The 19413-nt window shown below is 67.7% G+C and carries 18 protein-coding genes; 14 read left to right on the forward strand and 4 right to left on the reverse strand.

The features are described 5' to 3' along the window. Positions 1-53 precede the first annotated feature (53 nt). Positions 54-215, reverse strand: a complete 162-nt coding sequence (locus M2351_RS26555; RefSeq protein ID WP_264659053.1) for a hypothetical protein — start codon at positions 213-215, stop codon at positions 54-56. A gap of 79 nt (positions 216-294) precedes the next feature. Further along, positions 295-630, reverse strand: coding sequence for a hypothetical protein (locus M2351_RS26560; RefSeq protein ID WP_264659054.1), 336 nt, complete (start codon positions 628-630; stop codon positions 295-297). Between the two features lie 146 nt (positions 631-776). On the opposite strand from M2351_RS26560, the gene M2351_RS26565 reads away from it, so the two are divergent. The 12 genes from M2351_RS26565 (at position 777) to M2351_RS26620 (ending at position 9193) form a co-directional block, all read left to right on the forward strand. Beyond that, the gene (locus tag M2351_RS26565) at positions 777-1334 is read left to right on the forward strand and encodes a helix-turn-helix domain-containing protein (RefSeq protein WP_264658903.1); all 558 of its coding nucleotides are present in this window, start codon (positions 777-779) and stop codon (positions 1332-1334) included. Between the two features lie 140 nt (positions 1335-1474). After that, positions 1475-2122, forward strand: a complete 648-nt coding sequence (locus tag M2351_RS26570) for a transposase (protein WP_406567441.1) — start codon at positions 1475-1477, stop codon at positions 2120-2122. Between the two features lie 32 nt (positions 2123-2154). Further along, positions 2155-3189 (forward strand): deazapurine DNA modification protein DpdA family protein, encoded by a 1035-nt coding sequence (locus M2351_RS26575; protein WP_264659055.1) that lies wholly within the window; start codon positions 2155-2157, stop codon positions 3187-3189. 242 nt (positions 3190-3431) lie between these two features. Continuing rightward, complete coding sequence (locus M2351_RS26580) at positions 3432-4319, forward strand: phosphoadenosine phosphosulfate reductase domain-containing protein (protein WP_264659056.1); 888 nt, start codon at positions 3432-3434, stop codon at positions 4317-4319. A gap of 198 nt (positions 4320-4517) precedes the next feature. After that, entirely contained in the window at positions 4518-4988 is a 471-nt protein-coding gene (locus M2351_RS26585) for a hypothetical protein (RefSeq protein WP_264659057.1), read from the forward strand. 201 nt (positions 4989-5189) lie between these two features. Next, entirely contained in the window at positions 5190-5534 is a 345-nt protein-coding gene (locus tag M2351_RS26590; RefSeq protein WP_264659058.1) for a hypothetical protein, read from the forward strand. A gap of 180 nt (positions 5535-5714) precedes the next feature. Further along, positions 5715-6098 (forward strand): hypothetical protein, encoded by a 384-nt coding sequence (locus tag M2351_RS26595; RefSeq protein WP_264659059.1) that lies wholly within the window; start codon positions 5715-5717, stop codon positions 6096-6098. Between the two features lie 127 nt (positions 6099-6225). Then, entirely contained in the window at positions 6226-6843 is a 618-nt protein-coding gene (locus tag M2351_RS26600; RefSeq protein ID WP_264659060.1) for a hypothetical protein, read from the forward strand. 215 nt (positions 6844-7058) lie between these two features. Further along, on the forward strand, positions 7059-7418 hold the full coding sequence (locus M2351_RS26605) for a hypothetical protein (RefSeq protein ID WP_264659061.1): 360 nt from the start codon (positions 7059-7061) through the stop codon (positions 7416-7418). Positions 7419-7468: 50 nt separating this feature from the next. Continuing rightward, positions 7469-7771 (forward strand): hypothetical protein, encoded by a 303-nt coding sequence (locus M2351_RS26610; RefSeq protein ID WP_264659062.1) that lies wholly within the window; start codon positions 7469-7471, stop codon positions 7769-7771. A 165-nt stretch (positions 7772-7936) separates the two neighbouring features. Beyond that, a complete protein-coding gene (locus M2351_RS26615) occupies positions 7937-8569 on the forward strand; it encodes a hypothetical protein (RefSeq protein ID WP_264659063.1) in 633 nt (210 codons plus the stop codon). Between the two features lie 87 nt (positions 8570-8656). Next, positions 8657-9193, forward strand: coding sequence for a hypothetical protein (locus M2351_RS26620; RefSeq protein WP_264659064.1), 537 nt, complete (start codon positions 8657-8659; stop codon positions 9191-9193). A 338-nt stretch (positions 9194-9531) separates the two neighbouring features. Here M2351_RS26620 and M2351_RS26625 read toward each other — a convergent pair whose 3' ends face one another. Next, positions 9532-10569, reverse strand: coding sequence for a hypothetical protein (locus M2351_RS26625; RefSeq protein WP_264659065.1), 1038 nt, complete (start codon positions 10567-10569; stop codon positions 9532-9534). Between the two features lie 23 nt (positions 10570-10592). After that, positions 10593-11354: a hypothetical protein gene (locus M2351_RS26630; protein ID WP_264659066.1), complete on the reverse strand. Its 762-nt coding sequence runs from the start codon at positions 11352-11354 to the stop codon at positions 10593-10595. Positions 11355-12901: 1547 nt separating this feature from the next. Here M2351_RS26630 and M2351_RS26635 point away from each other — a divergent pair. Together M2351_RS26635 and mobF are read left to right on the forward strand one after the other, a co-directional pair. Then, entirely contained in the window at positions 12902-13618 is a 717-nt protein-coding gene (locus tag M2351_RS26635) for a hypothetical protein (RefSeq protein WP_264659067.1), read from the forward strand. Positions 13619-13698: 80 nt separating this feature from the next. Further along, entirely contained in the window at positions 13699-19188 is a 5490-nt protein-coding gene (gene mobF / locus M2351_RS26640) for a MobF family relaxase (protein ID WP_264659068.1), read from the forward strand. The last annotated feature ends 225 nt before the right edge of the window (positions 19189-19413 follow it).

Consider the following 19413-nt stretch of genomic DNA (forward strand, 5'->3'; position numbering starts at 1 on the left):
CCCGGCAGACAACGCTCAGCGTCATGCCGCCCTCCGCTGGCCGCCGGAGGACCTTAGCCGCCCCTCGGCTGCGCGACGATGGTGCGCACCAAGCGCAACGCGTCGGCGTTGTCCTTGACACCCTTGTAGAGCCGCCGCAGTTCCACGACCGCTGCCCATTCGCCACGCGCCTCATAAGTCCGCCGAATCACGTCGGCATCGTCTTCGCTGAGCATGAACACAGCACCACCTCGCAACAGGGCGGCGGACTATGCGCCAGAGGCGCCATGCGCGACAACGCTCCTTCGGTGCAGGTCACGCGAGGCACCGCGCTGCGGCGACAGACCTCGGCGGCTGCGGCCGCCAGACACGGACAGAGATCGCCCCGGCGGCCTGGGCGGTGCCGCACGGATGGCCGGAGCGAAAGCGATCGATGGCGTCCAGCATGTCATCGGTGAGCGCAACGGCCGGCTCGGACAAGTGCACCGCCCGATGACCGACCGTTGTGGCCCACGAGGGCGGCGTTCCCGGTTGGCTGGACGCGACCGCGGCGAGCGGGCCGGACACGTCCCAGGCTGCCCGCTCGGCGTTCCAGCCGAGCACGCGCCGGTCAATCCCCGTGCGGAGCCACACCCAGTTCGTCAGGATCATCGGTCTGGCCTGTCCCAGCACGGTGGGGCCTTCAGCAATTGCTCTAGTGGGTCATTTGCCGCGGGCATAGCCATTCCTGGCGGCCGCTGCCCCGTCACATGCTGGATCGCGGGCTGTTGATCATGAAGTCGTGTTGGGAGGCTCTCATGTCCCGCCGTCAGATTGATCCGCTGCGTCCGCTCACGGCCGAAGAGCAGCATTGGCTGACGCGGATCAGCCGGTCCCATTCCGAGCCCGCGGCCCATGTCGCCCGGGCCAAGGCGGTGCTCGCCGTCGCCGCCGGCCAGTCGTACACCGCGGCGGCGCGCGGAGCCGGGCGCTGCTCCGGTGATGCCGTGGCCCACCTGGTCAGCCGCTTCAATCGCGAGGGGCTGGCGGCCGTGGAGCCGCGGCACGCGGGCGGGCCCCCTCCCGTCTACACCCGGCCCGAGCAGGCGCGCATCCTGAGCGAAGCCAAGCGGCCACCCAATCGGGTGCTGGACGGTACGGCCACGTGGTCGCTCACCACGTTGCAGCGGGCGCTGCGGCGCGCCCCGGACGGCTTGCCGCACGTGAGCACCTTCACGATCTGGCGGGTGCTGCACGATGCGGGGCTGAGCTGGCAACGCGACCGCAGCTGGTGCGCCACCGGCCGGGTCCTGCGCAAACGCAAGGCCGGCACGGTCGAGGTGACCGACCCCGACGCGGAACCCAAAAAAAGCTGATCGAGACCGCCTACACTCAGGGCGAGCGGCTCGGTCTGGCGGTGTGGGGCGAGGACGAAGCCGGCCCCTTCCAGACGATCCCCCATCCCGGGCAGCACTGGGGCCCGGCCGGGCACCCGGCGCGCTACCCGCACGAGCACGTGCGCAATGGCACGGCCAAGCTGCTGACGCTGTTCCATCCGGCCAGCGGAGCGGTGCGTGTTCAGGGCGTCACCTCCTGCCGCAATCCGGTCCTGCACGGATGGCTGAAAGCGGAATTGTGCGCCATCCTGGCGGCACGGCCCGCCCCACCGGAGCCGGTCAGCGTTGCGGCAAACCGGGCCTGCTGGGAGCGGTGGCAAGAGGGGCTGTCGCAGCCCATCACCCTGAGTGCCGCGTTGCCGCCCCTGCGCCTGCTCCTGGTCATGGACAATCTGACCGGCCACAAGACGCCAAGCTTCGTGTGCTGGCTGTTCGATCACGGCATCATGCCGCTGTACACGCCGCTGGGTGGTTCCTGGCTGAACATGACCGAGAGCGTGCAGCGCATTCTCAAGCGACGGGGGCTGGCCGGGCAACACCCGACGACACCGGACGCGATCATCGCCGCGCTCGAAGCCGCCGCGCAGGGCTGGAACGCAGCACCGACGCCCTTCGTTTGGGGCGGGCGACGGTCCGATCGCCGCCACCGTCGTCGCCAACGCCAGCATGCTCTGGGCGGTTCCGGCGCTTGCACCCGCCGGCCATTGCCCCGGCCGCGCCCGACCGTCCTCCAGCAATGGCGATCAGCAGGTCAAGTGACCCACTAGGCCCATCACGACGCCCCAACCGGACACCCGCCATGCCCACCGTCGAAATGATCCTCGGCCTGCCGAACCTCCGCAAAGGCGCCGTGCTGTCCCGCGCCCGCGACCTCGACGTTCCCGTCCTGGTCAGCGCCAACTGCTTCTCCACATGGACGACCGACGCCGAAGGCCTGCGCCGCTGGACCGGCTTCAACACCAAGCCTCTCAACAACGCGAAAGGCCTGCGCGCCGTATACCTCGATAGTGCAGGGTTCGTGGCAGCCTCCATTTATGGTGGCTTCGAATGGGGAGTAGATGCCTACCTCCACCTAGCTGCTTCCTACCCGTTCGTGAGGTGGTTCTCGATGGACCACTGTGTTGAGCCGGAGATCGCCGCCAACCGCGCCGTCGTGCTTGACCGCATCGCCTCGACGATCCGCCTCAATGTCCTGTGCCGCAACCGCGCCATCGAGCGCGGCATCCACCACAACTTCGCGCCTGTCATTCAGGGCTGGGAAGCGCGCGATTACGCCGCCTGCGTCGAAGGTATGCCCTGGCTTTCGGATTACTCCCTTCTTGGAGTTGGATCTATGTGCAGGCGCGCCGTCCACGGCCCCAACGGCGTCCTGCACGTCCTCTCGGTCCTGGACGCCATCCTGCCGCCCAACGTGCGCCTGCACCTGTTCGGCCTCAAGTCCCAAGCCGCCGAAGCGGTGCGCCAGCACCCCCGGGTGGCGTCGGTCGACAGTCAGGCATGGGGCACCGCCGCCCGCTGGGACGCCCTGAAGGCCGGCATCTCCAAGACCGACGCCTTCTGCGCCGACACGATGACGGACTGGCTCGCCCGCCAGCAGGAACGCCTTGCCAAGCCCGCCTTCACCTTCCAGGGCAGCCTCGCCCTCGAACCCCCGGCCCCGCGCCTGTCACCGTGGGACGCCGCCATCGCGCAGGCCCAGGAGGAACTCCGCCAGCTGGTGGCCGACGGCGAACTGGAATACGACCAGATCACCGACCGCTACGTCTTCGAACTTGCCGGCGAGATCATGTCCTCCGGCATGGACAACACCGAGCGCCTCCCGCTTGCCGCCTGACCCCACACCAAACCCCGCGCGATGAACCGATGCGGGGTTTCGTCTTCCCCCTAACCTCGCTCGTTTCCGCCCTACGGGCTTTCCAGCGTGAAGCGCGCCCACCCACCAAGGCACCCTGTTCTCAGCGCATGCCGCCCCACCACGCCCGCCATCCGTAACCCTCTCCAATCGCTACAATATGTCCATCACGATAAACGGCGGCGGGTAAGGCACGGAGTTGCTCGCTAACTGGAGGCACGCTGATGGACCTTTTCAATGCTTCGACCAGCACCGCTATGACTGACCCGCTGGAGGCTGCTAAGGCCTTCATTGTGCGCGGGGCTTTGGTTGTCTGTAACCATAGCGGCGGGAAGGACAGCCAGCGTATGTATTTGATGCTGCGCGACATCGTCCCCCACGAGCAATTGCTCGTGATCCACGCGCACCTTCCGGAGGTCGATTGGGAGGGCATTGATGAGCACATCAAGTCCACAATAGGTAACACCGCGCTGATCTGGACCCAGGCGGGGAAGACCTTCTTTGAGATGGTGAAGCATCGGCAAATGTGGCCTTCGCCAACCACCCGTCAGTGCACCTCCGACCTCAAACGCGGCCCGATCGAGCGCGAAATCCGCCGCCACCTCAAGGCCAACCCCCGCTTTGGTGGCTTGGTGTTGAACTGCACCGGCATTCGGGCCGAGGAAAGCCCCGGACGCGCCAAGCAGATTCCGTTTCGTCGCAATGAACGGAACAGCATTGCCGGACGCGCGTGGTACGATTGGCTTCCAATTCATGAATTGACGACTGAGGAGGTGTTTGCAGGGATTGCCGCCGCTGGTCAGAAGCCCCATTGGGCATACACTGCTGGGATGTCCCGCCTGTCTTGCTGCTTTTGCGTTATGAGTTCGCAGCGCGATCTGAAGACTGCAGCCAGTCTCAAGCCTGCGCTCTATGAGCGGTATGTCCGTATGGAACGCGAAATTGATCAGACAATGATGATGCCCGCCGGCGGCAAACGTCGATTTCTGGACGAGATCGTTGACGGTCGGACGTTGAACATGGACGTCGCCGACAGTGACAACGATCTGCCGGTTCTCCCGCTGGTACCGCAAACCCCTTGTGAGGCGTCACAGATGGCCTTCTGCTTTTGACGTTGGCATCACTTGGTCCCTGCCCGCCGAAATAACCCCTCCCAGCAGCCCGGCCCAGCGCCGGGCTTTCTGCTGTCCGGGGCCTGCCACCTCACCCCTTCACCATTCGCATGCCGCCGCCTCTCCACCGCCGCCCCAGCGCCGCCCAAGAACAGTAGACTCCCCTCAGTCACCACCCCAGACACCCCAGGCGAACCCATGCAGACGCACACCACCATCCCCCGCTTCACCACCCCCGACGGCTGGCCCCTGTTCCACCTGGACGGCGTTTGGCGCGACAGCCTCGCCGCCGGCCTGTGCGACCTCACCTTCGACGGCGACGACACCGGCCCGGTCGACCACACCGACGACAAGCTCGTGGGCAAGCTCGACACCATTCGCGTCGTCTGCCGCATCGACTGGATTGCCGGCCCACGCAAGGGCGAGACCCTTTCCGTCCCCATGACCGCCGTCGAAGGCATGGTCAACATCGGCTCCCATCTCGCGACCGGCTGGACCCTGGCCCGCGGCATCGCCCCCGACCGGGTGACCGAGTGCATCGAGTACGGCATCAACAACGGTCCCGACCTCGACGCCCGCCGCTTCCTCCCCGACACCATCGACGCCGAGCAACCGCGCAGCGACGCCCAACCCAACCTCACCTATCGCGTCGAAGCCCAACCCACCTGACCTCCCCCCATCCACCTCGGCCACCCCCAGGCCAAGCGCAGCGACGGCCCGCGCGCAGCGCCCACGCCCACTCGGGTGTGGCCCCGTTTCCAAGCCTTGCCATCGCGGCATGCTGCCCGGCCAGCCCCGCCCCCAGCTATCCTTCCTGGCCGCTAAACTAGGCCCATCAAGAAAACGCCCACCCCGCCCCGAGGCCCCGCGATGCTGACCCACCTGACGCCCGCCCAGCAGTCCTCCTTCTTCTTCATGGACCCCCAGCCATCGTCAACCCCAGGCACGGCGACCACCGCTGTCGAGTGCGAAATGGTAACGAAGGCCCAGTCGCCGACCGACATCACGTATCGCATTGCCAAGGCTGACATACGCCTTTGCAAAGGGATGAACAGTCGCACCGACGAACGCCTCGTGTTTGTTCGCCGCGATGGCGACCATTTCCTGTTCGACGCGAAAAAGGCCCGGTTTTCTTTTCCGGAGCGCGTTGTTCTGGCCATCCTGGACGGCGCGGAACAGCCCTTCGGCGAGCGGTGGATCGCACTCCGCCGCTGACCTCTTCCCCCCTGCCGCCACATCATGCCGCCTAGCCCCGCCGCCGCCGCCGGCCCTCTTCCGACCCTCGACACTGCCTTTAACACCAGCGACCATCCAGAGGACAGCCGCCAGGAACCACCCTGCCCGTGCATCATCCCGCACGAAACACCGCCGTCTATCGCGCGGCTTGCGTCCGTCATGCGCACCGCCGGTTGGGAAGTAGAATACATCGACCTCGACCTCACGGGCGAGCAATCCAAGGCCGACATCAAAGTGGTGCGGGCAGACGGTCTTTGGCTGCTGGCCCGGGTCGATCACCTTGGCCGGGCAAGCGTCGAGCGCTTCAAGCGCGATTGCTTCCTCGGCCAGACGCCCAACACCGAGGGACGCCGCCCGCCATCCCCGCAGGTCAACGACCAGTTCCTCGGCCGCTCTCACTACGAAGGCGCCCGGTCGATGCTGCGCGGCCTGACGGCGTATATAGCCGACAACGCGCTCAGCCCTATCCCTCTGGCTCAGGTTCACGCCGGATGGGTTGCGATCAGGGGCACCCCGTTGCACCTCGAAGCCTCACGCTCCTAGCCAGGCCCAACCACCCGACCCGTCGCCACTGCATGCCGCCCACCTCCCGCCGCCGCCCCAGATCTTCCTCAACCCGCTACACTGCCCCCATCACCAGTCACCATTCACCCCACGAAGGACCGCCGCCATGAACCACCCCGCTCCCCGCGACATCCCGGCCGGCAAGGTGCTGCTCTGCGAATACCGCGACGCCCGCCGCGAGGACATGGCCATCGTCGAAACCCTCGCGTCCAAGCACTCCGACCAGCCCGCGATCCGCAGCACCGTCACCCTGCTCTGGTCCTCCCCCGGCTGGGAAATCGCCGGCTCCATGTTGCGCTGGACCAACGGCTACTACGGCGTGCGCTTCACCGCCAACGACGGCGCCATCCACGGCCGCCGTTTCCAATCCGAGGACGCCGCCCGCACGCTGTTCGCCGCCTGGACCGTCCCCGTCCCGCAGGCCACCGCGACCACCACGCCCGTCACCCAACCCGCCGCCCAGGCCGAGACGACCTGCCGCGGCGCCCTCGCCGGCCAAACCTCCCGCACCGTCGGCACGATCCGCCTGGACGACGCCGAGTTCCCCTTGATCCTCCGCCGCTCCCCGGCCACCGGTTGCGTCACCCCCTGCATCCGCGACGGCAAGAAGGTCTCCCCGATCTCCGGCCGCTTCCGCGACGACGACACCCTCTCCCACCTCGTCTCCCACCTCAAGGAATTCGTCCTCGCCGACAACGCCGTCCTCACCCTGGCCATCGCCTGACCACCTCCTCCGCCACCAGGACGGATGCCTCCCCCCGCATCCTTCCACCCCTCGGTCCCCACCGCCGCGTAGCAGCCCACGCCTTCGGCGCGGCCAAGGCTTTCCGCTTTCGACGCCTTGGACTGACCCCAACGCATGCCGCCCACCCGCCCGCCGGCGCAGCGCCGCCCGAACCCGCTAAACTCCCCCCACCACCCACACTGAAAGCTCCGGCCATGACCACCACTGCTGACGTCCTCTACGCCACCCCCGTCGCCCTGATTGGCAAGCACGAGTGGCGCCTGATCGTGACGCCCAGCACCACGCTTGAACTCGTGAACGGCACCTGGACCCAGGTTCCCTGCCGCGTGACCGCTTACGAGTACCGCCGCATTGGTGACACCATCTGGCACCCTGCCCGCCACTGGCCGACCTACAACCACAACGACGGTTGCTTCGCCGGCCTCCCCCGCACCCTCGGCCCCAAGGTCTACGACTCCCACGAAGCCGCCATCAAAGCCGCCTTGAACCCGCTGCCGCCCGGCGCCGCACCGGTCACGCCGCCGGCCCAGCCGTTCGACCTCTTCGCCGCCTGATCCAGTTGCCCCGTCACATCCCATCCTACCCCCACCAGGACTCCACCCCCATGACCTCCACCTCCTCCCAACGCCGCCACCGTCAGCTGGACGAAACCTTCCTCACCAACGCCGACGCCTTCGCCCGGGCACGCCACCTCGCGAAGCACGGCCGAGACGATCGCGTCGTCTACCGCGACCGCACCGGTCTCTGGCACGTCTCCATCCCCACCGCCGCCACCCTGAAGGCCGCCCTCCTCGCCATCGGCACCGCCGGCCATTTCTCCGTCATCGACCGCAAGTCCATCTCCCACCGCTACAACTGGAGCATGGCCCTCCGCTGGTTCCGCAACGCCCGCGCCGGGTATGCCTAATCCCTCCATCCCCCGCCACGGCACCCACCGCCGCACAGCGCCAGCGTCCACCAGGGCACGGTTTCGTTTTCACCTCTGTCCCACCTGCATACCGCCCACCCGCGCCGCCGCCCCGCGCCGCCCGCCATCCGCTACAATCAAACCATCAAGACTACGGAGGCCACCATGAGCACCAACTTCACCGTCGGCCAGACGGTCATCTGCAACGGCTACGACGGCACCGTCACCACGATCGGCGACGGCCAGCTTGCCGGCATGGTGGACGTCCGCGTCCCCGGTGGCATCACCTGCGTCTCCGCCACCGAACTCGCCCGCTTCAATGACGAGAAGTATCGCGTCGGCGAAGCGCACTGGAACCAGGAGATGCAGATCGCCACCCAACCAACCACCCTCACCGCCATCAACCAGCAGACCCTCGGCCCGCTGTTCGTCGCTGAGGAGACCAGCATCGCTTCCAGTGCTGTGGACGTCTTCATCGCTGACTGCAGCACGGACACGGCCTCTCTGCAGGCCGAAGCCCCACACACCGCCCGCCTTCTCGCCGCCAGCTACACGGCTTTCGACGGTGCGGGCCGCGCCCTCGGGATCGACGCCACCACCATGGCGGAAAGCCTCGGCCCGCAGGGTCTGGCGGCTGTCGTGCGCGCCCTCGAAGCACTCGCGAACTGGGGCCGCGAATTCACCAGCCCGACTGACGCCAATTCCCCGCACGACCTCCTCATCAATGGCCTCAAGGCCGCCGCCGCGGCACGGAGCATGACCATGGACGAATGGACGCGCAGCCCCCACTGCACCTGATCCAGTCCCCCACCGCTCCAGCCCCGCCGGTCACCCGGAAGCGCGGTTCAAAGCCATCGATCCCCAGTCCCCAGGAGCCTCGCCACCATGCTGCACCCCACCCCCGACACCGTCATCATCACTCCCGCCGACGCTGTTTCCGCGGCGGACGCGTTGACCCAGATCGAGGCCATGATGGACGTCCAATCGCGCCTAAAACACTACACCCTCCCCTGCAGCGGCGGAGGAGCGAACGGCGCCCCCGACGTCGTCGAATTCGCCATTGACCGCGCGACCGCCCAGACCATCCTCAACTTGGCCGCCATCGCCCGCACCCACACCCTGCTGCGCATCGAACGCGCCTACTCTGGCGCCCTCTGGCTGGACGATGAGGACGACCAGATCGAAGCCACCGTCGAACTCGTGAGCCTCAACATCGGCCCGGACAGCTTCTGGCTCTCCTGCCACCGCAAGGGCAGCGGCAACGCCATCGAATCCGCCACCCTCGACCTCACCCCCCTCGCCACCCACTTCGCCCTCCCCCTTCCGACCGCGCCCACCACGCCGCCGCCTTCCGCCGCCCCGCGCGCCGCCACCCTGATCGACCCCAACCTCGAAGACGCCCCCGACGCCTACCCGTCCTGACCATCCACCTCCACCCTCCCGCCTCCTCCCCAAGCCCGGCCCCAGCGCCGGGCTTTTTGCTTCTCCCTCCACCCCCGCCGACCCCTCACCCCCTCGGCCAGCCACCCTCGCAAGCCTCGGGTGGCCTTCTCGACTTGAAAGGCGCTGCCTTTCATGCCTTCGGCACCTTCTCAAAGCCCCCGGCGCCCCACGCCGGGCGCGCCTCCGGCGCGCCTTTGCTCCCACGCACGCCCCCTCTCCTCGCCGCAAAAAGCAACGGGGGCCTGGATCGCTCCAAGCCCCCGCCGCCATCACCACCCAAGCACGCCGCCCGGGCAGCGCCGCCGCAGATCGCCGCCTTACCCTGCCGCGTCCCGCTCCGGGATCCTCGGCACCCCGCCACGCAGCAGACCGCTGTCGATCATCTCGTCCACGACCTCGCGGTACCACGCTAGCATCTGGTTGTAACCACGCCGCATGGCCACGGTGGACAGCGTCGGCCAGGTCTCCGCGATCTCGTCCTCCGTCATGGCGAGCAGCTTGACGGGCGTCAGACGCGCTTGATCCATGAGTTGCCAGAGTTCGGACGTGCACTTCTTCACGTGGATCGTCTTGGACGCCGTCGTCTCGCCCAGAGCCAGCACCTTTCGCCAGTGCTCGCTGTGCTCGTATTTGGTGAACGGCCCGTCCCGCCAGTTCAGCACGACGAAGCAGCGCAGGTCGACGCCATGCGGGGCGCACAGCTTCCGCATCGCCTCGATGGCATCGGCCGTCGCGGTCAGGGCGCGGTCATCGGCCGTCGTCGGCACGAGGAAGTCGATCCCGATTCCCCGCCGCGCCCAGTCGATCCCGACCTCGCCCATGGCCGCCCATTCCAGGAACGGATCGATGACGTTCGCCCCGAAGTCCACGAGGCACCGCCGCTGCAGCAGCGTGGCGCCCAAGTTGTCGAAGTGGCTGTAGGCGAGCGTCGGGTCCTGCGCGAGATCGCTGGCCGTCGGCGCCAACTCGAACGGCATCACCTTGTCGAAGCGCCGCGCCAGGTTCGACCCGTTCCGATCACCACCCGGCTGGACGTCTACGTCGAGCAGACTGACGCTCGGCACGGCCACCGCCCGCAGCTGCTCCTCGAACTGCTGCACCGCCGGCTTCCCCCGCACGGCCGGCTTCGCCTTCGCGAACACCTCGGCACCGCGCAGCGCATCGGCGAGAAGCATGGTCGTGGTCGTCTTGCCCACGCCCCCCACCCGGTTCGCCACGATCCCATGCCGCAGCGTCACCACCTCCTTGCCCGCCCCGTCCTTACCCGTAGCGGCCTTCCCGCCGCCCTCACCACTCGCCGCCGTCCCCGCCGCCGCTTTCGCATCGGCCGTGTTCATCCCAGTCGTCGCAGTCATGACGTCATCACTCCTTCATGGTTTCAGTTGAGCAACACGATCCCGTCAGGCGGTTTCCACGCCTTCGTGTCCGGGTCCCAGACGGACTCGCCATCCCAATCCGGCGGCGGTCCACGAAGCACCCCGCCCGACGGCGAGGCGCCCCAAAACTCGAAATCGTCCATGACCGTCCATTCCCGCCGCGGCTTCTCTGACCGTTTCGGCTCCGGCAACGGCGACGCCTCCTGCCCACCATTGCCCAGCGCCGCTTCCCGTTCGTTCACACCACGCTGGGTCCTCGGCCTCGGCCGCAGCGACATGCGCTCCTCAACCGGCCGCAACGCCACCCCCCGATCCCCTCCCCCACCGATCTCCCCTCTCATACCCGCCGGCGCGCGCTCCGCGCGCGCCACCTCCCCACCCGCCAACTCCCCGCCATCCCGCCCAGCCCCCAAGCCCGTACCCCCAGGGCTCGCCGCCACGGCCGCGCCACCCCCTTCCGCCGCCCGTCCCGCGTCCGCCCCCGTCCCGCCGACGCCACCCGTACCCCCAGGGGATCCGCCCCAGGCCCCATTCAGTCCACCAGCACCATCGCCAGCCTCCCGCCCCTTTTTGATCGCGCGCCACGATCCGCGTCCAATCCGACGATCGACCTCCCGCTGGTACAGCTTGCGCACATAGTTGAGCGTCCACGCCTTCCCGCTTTTGCGATGTACGCGCGACTGCTCCAGCATCGCGATGACGTCCGCCCAACACCAGCCCGCCTCTTCGCGCTGCTTCTTGATGACATCGAAGAGTTTGCTCATCCGCGCAGCGTCCGTGTCGTCGCCATGAACGGCGCCAGCACGCCTCTTTGGCTGCGGCGTGTGCAGCCTCGAACAGGCGATATAGCGCTCGACAAAGTCCTCGTCTTCGCCCCGCTCCGCCATGCCTGCCCCACCACTTCCAGAGTTTTTGACACCCAGCGACGTCCAGTCTGCGGCGTCTCTTGATCCCGTCATTCGTTTTAAGCACTACGCCACCCGCCCACCCGCTGCAACCATTTTTCGTCCTGTTGCCGCTCGCCCGCGCAGCGTGTGTTGCTGCGCCGTTGCCACTCCCTGTCACGCCGTTGCGCCCTCTGGTGCTGCGCTTCTGTCGCCCTCCGCGCCGCCTTGGTGCCGCGTCTGTTGCGCCCTGCCTGCCCCTGTTGCCGCTCTCGTGCCACTCTCCGCCGCGCCCGTTGCGGTAATGGTGCTGCTGCGTTGCCGCTCTGATGCTGCGCTCCGTCGCTCGGCGGCCCACCTCGGCTCCAGTCTCGCCAATCATCCACGCCGCCACCAGCCCCACGCCACACTTCCTCCACCCCCGCGTGCACCAACCCCACCCCAAGAATCGCCCGCGCGCGGCGCCTTCGGCACCGCGTTTGGACGCCCACGTCAAGCCTCCAGCCCAGCGCCAGCCACGCCACCACACCTCACGACGCCACGCCGCGCTCCCAGCACGACCACCAGCGCCTGGACAGCGACCGCCATCACCATCCAGCCAGCCACGCGCATACGCAGCCAGATCAACGCCTTCGTCCAGATCATCAGGGCACGGGCACGCGCAGCGCCTCGACAGCGAACAACCTCGGCCTGGCTCCAGCACGACGCCATGGACAGTTCACTTCCGCGGCATCTCAGCACGCTGCACAGCATGTCAGAGGGGGCAGAGAAGCAGAGGCGCCAGCGTCTCCACAGCGCGCGTCAACGCTTTGATCAGCCTGCATCTTCGCAGCGTCGCCAGATCGCAGATCGCCTTCTTCACAGCCAGCCAGCACAGACGCGCAGTCACGGCACGTCAGGTCGCGGCGGCGCTCACTCGGAAGCGCGCGATTCTCAGCGCGTCAGCGCCAACGCGCGCTCGGCCTGGTCTCGGCGCACGAGCAGCGCGCAGCAGCTGGGCAGGCAACGCATCGGCAGCGCTCGCTCGTCCGCGGCACAGCAAGCCAGTGGCAGCGCCAGTCGATCAGGGCACGCAGCGCGGAGAACGCATCAGCAGCGGAAGGGGCTCGCTCAGCACGGTCACGGTCACGGCTCACGGGCAGCGCGCAGCAGCTGGGCAGGCACCGTTTCGGCGGCGCGTTGGCTACTCGGAGTTGTGCGGCAGCGGACAGGCAGCGGAAGGTGGCGGCCTACGGCATTGGTCAACACACCTGTGCATCAATATGCACGGAAACTCCGGATCTGATAGCCATCCCCGCCTGTATCCTTGAATTTTCAATACCTTATGCGCTCCCGCCGTCGGCATTTACAGCCGCACGGCCGGTCGGCTATGCTCGTCATTCGAAAACCGGCGGCGGAGCCGGTGTCAAACCTCGGATGTTCAGGCTATGGCCCCCACTCGCAAACGCACCGGCCTCCCCGCCGCGCCCGCCACCGCTTCGGATGTGCACCCAGCCGCCGTTTCTGTGCCGACGCCGACCACCGAAGCGCCATCCGCTGCCGTGTCGATTCCATGGGCCAGGGCCACCGGCACATTTATCCGCCTCGACGGTCGTCTGACCGGCCCCGACGCGGACTTCCTCCGCGCGGCCTCCCGCGACGGCGACACACCCATGGACACCGTGCGCCGCCTCCTCGCCGACCATTTCACGCTCGATACTGCGCACCGCGCACTTGCCGCGCGCGAAAGTGCCCTGACCGCCGACCTCACCCGTATGGCCGACTCCCTCGAAGCCATGCGGGACGTCTTCATTGCCCTCCAGAAGAGTCACGACGGCATGGTCGCGTTCCTGCAACGGCTGACGGACGTCCAGCAGGGCACAGCCCGCGACGCCCGGACCATCGCCGCCGAGGTCGCTGTCGTCCGTGGCACCCTGATCGACGCCATAAGCTCGACATCCGCCGCGCAGCAGCAAGCCCTCGACGCCAACGCCCTCTCCGTCTCCGCCCTTCAGAAGATCGAGGACGCCGCGACCTACCTGAACGGCCTCGTCGACGCACTGGTACAAACAATCCTCACCGTCCCGCTCCCAACAGCCGCCACCAGCCTCTCCGCTGAGCATTCCGCCCCTCCCATCGCCCCGCCGCCGCATCCACCTCGGTGATCCTCACCGACGCGCAGCGGCGGCCCGGCGCCATGGCGCCTCCGCCCCGAGCCTCGCCCCCACCTCCCGAGTCCCTCCCCATGGTCCTTTCCATCGGCACCGACGGCGACGCCGACTATTACCTGGGTCACCAGGCCGACTACTACACGGGCGGCAGCGAGCCCATCGGCCGCTGGTACATGCCGGACGGCCAATTCGGGCTCAAAGACGGCGCCCAGATCGACAACGAGGTCTTCCGCACGCTCATGACCGGCATTGATCCGACCAACCCGGATCCCGGCACCAACGTCATCGGCCGCCCGCCGAAGGATCCGCGCAAGAAGCGCGTCAGCTCCTACGACCTCACCTTCTCCGTCCCGAAGTCCGTTTCCGTCCTCTGGGCGATCAGTGACAGCCAAATGCGGCACCGCGTCGAACGCCTCGTCGACGATGCCGTCCGCCGCACCCTCCAGACCGCGCAGGCCCACACCGCGTTTATTCGGCGTGGCCGAAACGGCACGGACATTCAGCCGACCCGTCTATTCGGCGCCATCTTCCAGCACGGCGACGCGCGCCCGATGGACAATGGGAAGGGCGAACTCCTGTCCGATATGAACCTGCACCAGCACTGCGTGCTGATGAACCTCGGACAGGACGATCGCGGCGAATGGTACGCGATCCACGCTCAGGTCATCATGGACTGGAAGATGGCCCTCGGCGCTACGCACCACGCCGAACTGGCGCGGCTGCTCGAAGAAAGCCTTGGGTGCCGGATCCGCACCGTTGGCCGGAACGGCGAGTTTGAAGTGATCGGCGTGCCCGACGACGTCCTCGCACGCTTCTCCCGCCGCCGGACGCTCGTCAATGAAACGCTCAAAGCCTACGGACTGACCTCTGCCGAAGCCCCCGAACTTGCCGCCGCCATCACCCGCCTGTCCCGTGAGGCCAAGCCTGCCGTCGAGGACGCGGAAAGCGCGCAGACCCGGTTCGACCGCTGGGCCCGTGAAGCTCTTGAACTCGGCTTCACCGCCACCGAGGTGCTGGCCTGCTTCAACCACCCCTTCAGCGCGGAGGAGGAACACCTCCGGGACCTCGCCTTCGACGACCGTCTCAAGACGTTGGCAAAAGACATCACGGAAACGGAGGCTACCCTCGAGCTGAGTGACGTCCACCGGGCCGTGGCCGCCATCTGCGCCGAACACGGCCGCGGCGCCGACGACGTAGAGCGCATTGTTGCCACCTTGATCGATCCCATCCCTCTCCCGGACGACCTTCTGTCCTGGGACGACGCCCGTTTCGACGCCTTCGTCGAGGACAAGATCGCCTCCGGCAAGCTGGTCGCCCTCCCCTCCACCCTGACCGACAACGCTGGACGCCGCCTTTACACAGCCCCCGACCTCATCCGAGCGGAACGCGGCATTTGGCAGGCCTGCGACCGCCATCGGCATGACACCCGCCACGTCATCCCGAGTCACGCCGTCGAAGCCTTCATCAAGGATCTCCACCGCAAAGCCGCGGAAGCCCCATCGCCCGGCGAGGAGCCGGATCTCGCTCCGACCGAGGAGCAGGAGCACGCGCTTCGCCACGCCACCACCAGGGCAGGCCTTGTCGCTTCGCTCGAAGGTGCGGCCGGTGCCGGCAAATCGGTGACTTTGAAGCAGATAACCGCGCTCTACCGTGACATCCTCGGGCCCGCGCTCGGCGTCCCCTACCGCGTCATCGGATGCTCGGCGAAGTGGCTTACTGCGAAAGCCATGATCAAGGACGCCGACCTCGCCGACGAGGATGCCCGCGCCGCCGCCAAGTGGATCGCGGACATCGGCCTGGGCAAGGAGACCATCGACGAGCGCACCGTCCTCCTCGTGGACGAAGCGGGCCAGCTGGGTGACCGCGACCTCTACGATCTCCTGAAGCCTTTCACCGACGCTGGCGCCAAGGTCATTTTGACGGGCGACCGCGCCCAGCAGCGAAGCGTCGGTGCCGGCCCTGCCCTCGACATCGTCGCCTCCGCTGTCGGCAGCTTCCGCCTGGAGCGTACTCAGCGCATGCGGCCCCAGGCCGATGACATCATCGTCCACCGCGACGGCATCTCCCGCGAAGAAGCCATTATCCGTGTCCATGGCCTATCGACGGAACAACAGCGCATTTTGGTGAAGGGCGCTACCCACGTCCTGCGCGAGGAGATCCGTGCCCGCTTCCGCGATCCGCACTACAAACTCTCGCCCGAAGACGTCCTGATCTGGGGCGAGAACCTGCCCCCGCTGGATGCTGTCAAGGCCGCTGCCTCGCTGCGGGATAACCAAAGAGCCCTGGCCTCACTGGTCCGAGGGCCCCTGAGCGAGGCCGCGCGCGCTAACGCACTCGCTTGGGCTGCCGACTCCGCCGCCACGATCTCCCCCGCGATGGTCTACCACTACCTGCACGGCCTTCCCTGGCAAATCGCGGAAAAGCGCGCCTCGCTCCTCACGATCGAAGAGGTCGACGCGCTCCTCAACGGACACGACACCGCGGTGCGCGCCGCCGTGCTCGCGTGGGCGGAGGACGACTCCTCTCCCGTCACCCACGCCGACGAACTCCGCTGGCTCGAAGGCCATGACCGCCGCACCGCCGAGGCGCGCGCCGCCGAGGCCGGGTCCACCACCCCGTCGCCACCACGCGCCTCCGCCGCGAAGGCCGCCGCCCGTGCCTGGGCCAGACGCGCGGACTCCGCCCGGTCCAAAGCCGAGGACGTCTTGCACCACGTCTTTGGCCTCTCGTGGCCCGACGCTTTCAAGCGCATCGATGGCATGACGCCGAACGAACGGGCCGCCCTCCTGTCCAGCCCGTTCGACCGCGACTACAACGCCGCCGAAGCCGACGCCATCGCCAAGGCCGAGGATTGGGCCACTATGCCCACGGAGTTCGTCACCGCGGCCGACGTCCTCGTGCACGTCTACGGCTTCACCCGACCCGATGCCGAAGCCCGCGCCGCAGCCATGTCGCCGCAGCAGCGCCGGAAGATGGTCGACCTCGACGTCCACCACACCACCGTCCGCGACGCCGGCCAGATCTGGGCCCGCCAGGCGGCCACGGACGTTAGTTACGCGCCCGGCGACCCGGCCGGCGCCATGAAGGCTCTGCAAGCCTACGCCGCCCGCGGCCACCTCGTCTGGCTTGAAACCCCGGAAGACGCCCTCGTCGCCGCCGTTGAGGCGTGGAAGGCTTACATGGCCGCCATTCCCGACGCCGACGACATCCTGTCCACCCCCGCCCGGAGCCGCAAGTTCGCCGTCGTCATCGCGAAATCCAACGAAGCCGTCCGCACCCAAAACGCGCTGATGCGCAATCACCTCCGCGAACGTGGCCTGCTCGGTCCGTCCGACACCATCATCAAGACCCAGGCGCGCCAACGCATCGGGCACCGCCACCTGGACGTAGACCTGCCCATCGCCATCGGCGAACAGATCCTCTTCACCGAACGCAACGCCGCCCTTGACGTCGTGAACGGTACCATCGGCTGCGTCACACACATCACGCCATCCGCGAGGAACGGCCACGCCGTGCTGACCGTGCAACTGGGCAGCGGCGACGGCACGCGCACCATCACCTTCGATACGGCGGATTATGCGGACGAGTCCTCGGGCCGCGCGTTCATCGAGCACTCCTACGCCGTCACGGCCTTCTCCGCGCAGGGCATGACGACCGCCGCCGCCTTCGCGCAGATCGACTCATCGCAGAAATCGAACAGCGTTTACGTCGCCATGTCGCGTGGCAAGAGCCTCACCAAGCTTTTCGCGTCCGTTCAGACCGAAAACAATTTCCTCGCCGCCGAGTTGCCGCTCCGTCAGAAGCTCCATGCCACGTTCGGCGAACGCGACCGGCTCCGCAGTCTCAGCCGGTTCATCGCCCGCGGCCAAATGCAGTCCGCCGTCCTCGACGCCTTTGACCCGACCTGGAAAGCCAAGATTCAGACCATCCGCCCGGAAGACTACTTCCGGCACAAGGACATCGAATGGCTGGCGCTCTCCGACGAAGACCTTGCCGCCGTGATCCAGGAGATGACCAACGCCCACACCGCTCCGCTTCCCGATGATTCCGACGCTCCGGTTTTCGACCCCGACGCCCTCGACGCCCCGACTCAAGAGTGGCTCGACCGCTACGACATCCCTCCCCCCATGCGGTCCCCTCCGCCGCCACATCTCCCGCTGTTCCCGGCCAAGGCATCCACACGTGCCGATCGCGCCCCGCTGTCCCTCCCAACCGGCGCCAACCCGGATCCGGCCCAAGCCATTGCCGCCACGCTCTGCGAACGCTCACGCACCGAAGCCCCTTCGTCCGCGGCATCCCACCAGTCGACGCCAAGCGAAGCGCTCGTCTCCTCCCCCGCCGTACCGCTCGGCCTCACCCTCCCGGAGCGAAGCAACGGTCCGCGCGCCCCTGGCGCGCCCTCGACGACGCTCCACGACACCCCCTTCCACCCATCGACCCTGCCCCTCATCCTGCAGCGCCCCTGGCCCTCGCCTGAGCCCGTTTCCCTGCCCGCACTCCCCACGCCCCACGCCTCCGCGCCTGCTCCCACCTCCGCCACCCCCGCGTTCCCGTCAGTTGCTCTTCCGAATTGGCAACTTGTCAGCGAGCCGTTAAACTCTGTTCGCACCGCGGTCTCTGGCCGCGCGTCCATCTCCCGCGTTGCCCGCCACCTGTTTGCGGCCCGCATCCCCCATCTCCGCCCTGGAGGCCCCATGCCGCGCGACGATAATCCCGTCATCGCTCCCCGCAACCGTCGCGGCTTTCGAACCTACACCCCGGTGAACGGCGTCGGGCGTCACCGGTACGACAGCGCGCAGGTCCGCCGCGAAATGGACGACATCCTGTCCGGCGAGGTCGATTTCCGCGACCTGCTGAAGGACAACGGCTGGGTGCCCGTTTCGACCAACAGCCCGAAGGTCAACTGCTTCTGGACCTCGGGGCCGAAGGACAACCTCGACCCGGTCAACACGGTCAGCATCATCCAGAAATCCAAGGGCTGGCTCTGGACGAGCAAAGACGGATCACGCCGCGGCAACATCCTCTCCTGGTGCTCGGAGTATCTCGGCTGGGAGACCAAGGGCCGCGGCTACATCGACGCATGGCTGGCCTTGCGCGAATACCTGCCCGGTGCCGAGCCGCTCGCCAACCAGACGCCGTTGACCGAGGAGCAGCGCCAGGAACGCGAGCGCATCCGCCAGGAGCGCACCGAGCGCCGTGACGCCGAGCGCCTCCAAGCCGAAGCCGCCCACCGCGACGCCGTCGCCGACACCCACACCCACGCCGCTGAAGGCTGGCCGAAGCTTGCCACCCCCCGCCGCAACCTCCGCCGGCAACCTGCTGGAACGCCGCGGCATCGCCCGCAGCACCCAGAACACCTACGCCGATACCATCCGCTTCGACCCGCGCGGCCAGTTCGTCGCCTTCAAGCACACGGCCGTCGACGGATCCATCACCGGTTTCGAGCGCAAGGGCGACGGCGGCTTCAACAAGTTCACCACCGGCCCGGGCGGCAAGGCTCTCGCCGTCTTCGGCGACCCAAACACCGCCATCACCCGCATCGTTCTCACCGAGACGGGCGTTGACGCCGTCTCCGCCGCTCAGGCCGACGGCTGCCCCGACGACGCGCTCTACCTCTCGACGGGCGGCAACAGCAACGCGAGGCTCGATGGCGAGTGGGGCACCCATTTCGCCGCCGAACACATCGTCGCCCTGGCCCGCCGTCACCCGACCGCCGTCATCGAGCTGGCCACCGACCGTGACCGCGGCGGCAACACGCAGGCCACCGGCTGGGCCGCCCTCCTCGCCGA

The organism is Azospirillum canadense, from assembly GCF_025961225.1.
Taxonomy (GTDB): domain Bacteria; phylum Pseudomonadota; class Alphaproteobacteria; order Azospirillales; family Azospirillaceae; genus Azospirillum; species Azospirillum canadense.

Excerpts from the sequence above, each read along its gene's own strand:
- M2351_RS26600 (WP_264659060.1), top strand. The coding sequence starts at position 6,226 with ATGAACCACCCCGCTCCCCGCGACATCCCGGCCGGCAAGGTGCTGCTC.
- M2351_RS26560 (WP_264659054.1), bottom strand. The coding sequence starts at position 630 with ATGATCCTGACGAACTGGGTGTGGCTCCGCACGGGGATTGACCGGCGC.
- M2351_RS26635 (WP_264659067.1), top strand. The coding sequence starts at position 12,902 with ATGGCCCCCACTCGCAAACGCACCGGCCTCCCCGCCGCGCCCGCCACC.
- M2351_RS26585 (WP_264659057.1), top strand. The coding sequence starts at position 4,518 with ATGCAGACGCACACCACCATCCCCCGCTTCACCACCCCCGACGGCTGG.
- M2351_RS26590 (WP_264659058.1), top strand. The coding sequence starts at position 5,190 with ATGCTGACCCACCTGACGCCCGCCCAGCAGTCCTCCTTCTTCTTCATG.
- M2351_RS26565 (WP_264658903.1), top strand. The coding sequence starts at position 777 with ATGTCCCGCCGTCAGATTGATCCGCTGCGTCCGCTCACGGCCGAAGAG.
- M2351_RS26620 (WP_264659064.1), top strand. The coding sequence starts at position 8,657 with ATGCTGCACCCCACCCCCGACACCGTCATCATCACTCCCGCCGACGCT.
- M2351_RS26580 (WP_264659056.1), top strand. The coding sequence starts at position 3,432 with ATGGACCTTTTCAATGCTTCGACCAGCACCGCTATGACTGACCCGCTG.
- M2351_RS26615 (WP_264659063.1), top strand. The coding sequence starts at position 7,937 with ATGAGCACCAACTTCACCGTCGGCCAGACGGTCATCTGCAACGGCTAC.
- M2351_RS26625 (WP_264659065.1), bottom strand. The coding sequence starts at position 10,569 with ATGACTGCGACGACTGGGATGAACACGGCCGATGCGAAAGCGGCGGCG.
- M2351_RS26595 (WP_264659059.1), top strand. The coding sequence starts at position 5,715 with ATGCGCACCGCCGGTTGGGAAGTAGAATACATCGACCTCGACCTCACG.
- mobF (WP_264659068.1), top strand. The coding sequence starts at position 13,699 with ATGGTCCTTTCCATCGGCACCGACGGCGACGCCGACTATTACCTGGGT.
- M2351_RS26610 (WP_264659062.1), top strand. The coding sequence starts at position 7,469 with ATGACCTCCACCTCCTCCCAACGCCGCCACCGTCAGCTGGACGAAACC.
- M2351_RS26605 (WP_264659061.1), top strand. The coding sequence starts at position 7,059 with ATGACCACCACTGCTGACGTCCTCTACGCCACCCCCGTCGCCCTGATT.
- M2351_RS26555 (WP_264659053.1), bottom strand. The coding sequence starts at position 215 with ATGCTCAGCGAAGACGATGCCGACGTGATTCGGCGGACTTATGAGGCG.
- M2351_RS26630 (WP_264659066.1), bottom strand. The coding sequence starts at position 11,354 with ATGAGCAAACTCTTCGATGTCATCAAGAAGCAGCGCGAAGAGGCGGGC.
- M2351_RS26575 (WP_264659055.1), top strand. The coding sequence starts at position 2,155 with ATGCCCACCGTCGAAATGATCCTCGGCCTGCCGAACCTCCGCAAAGGC.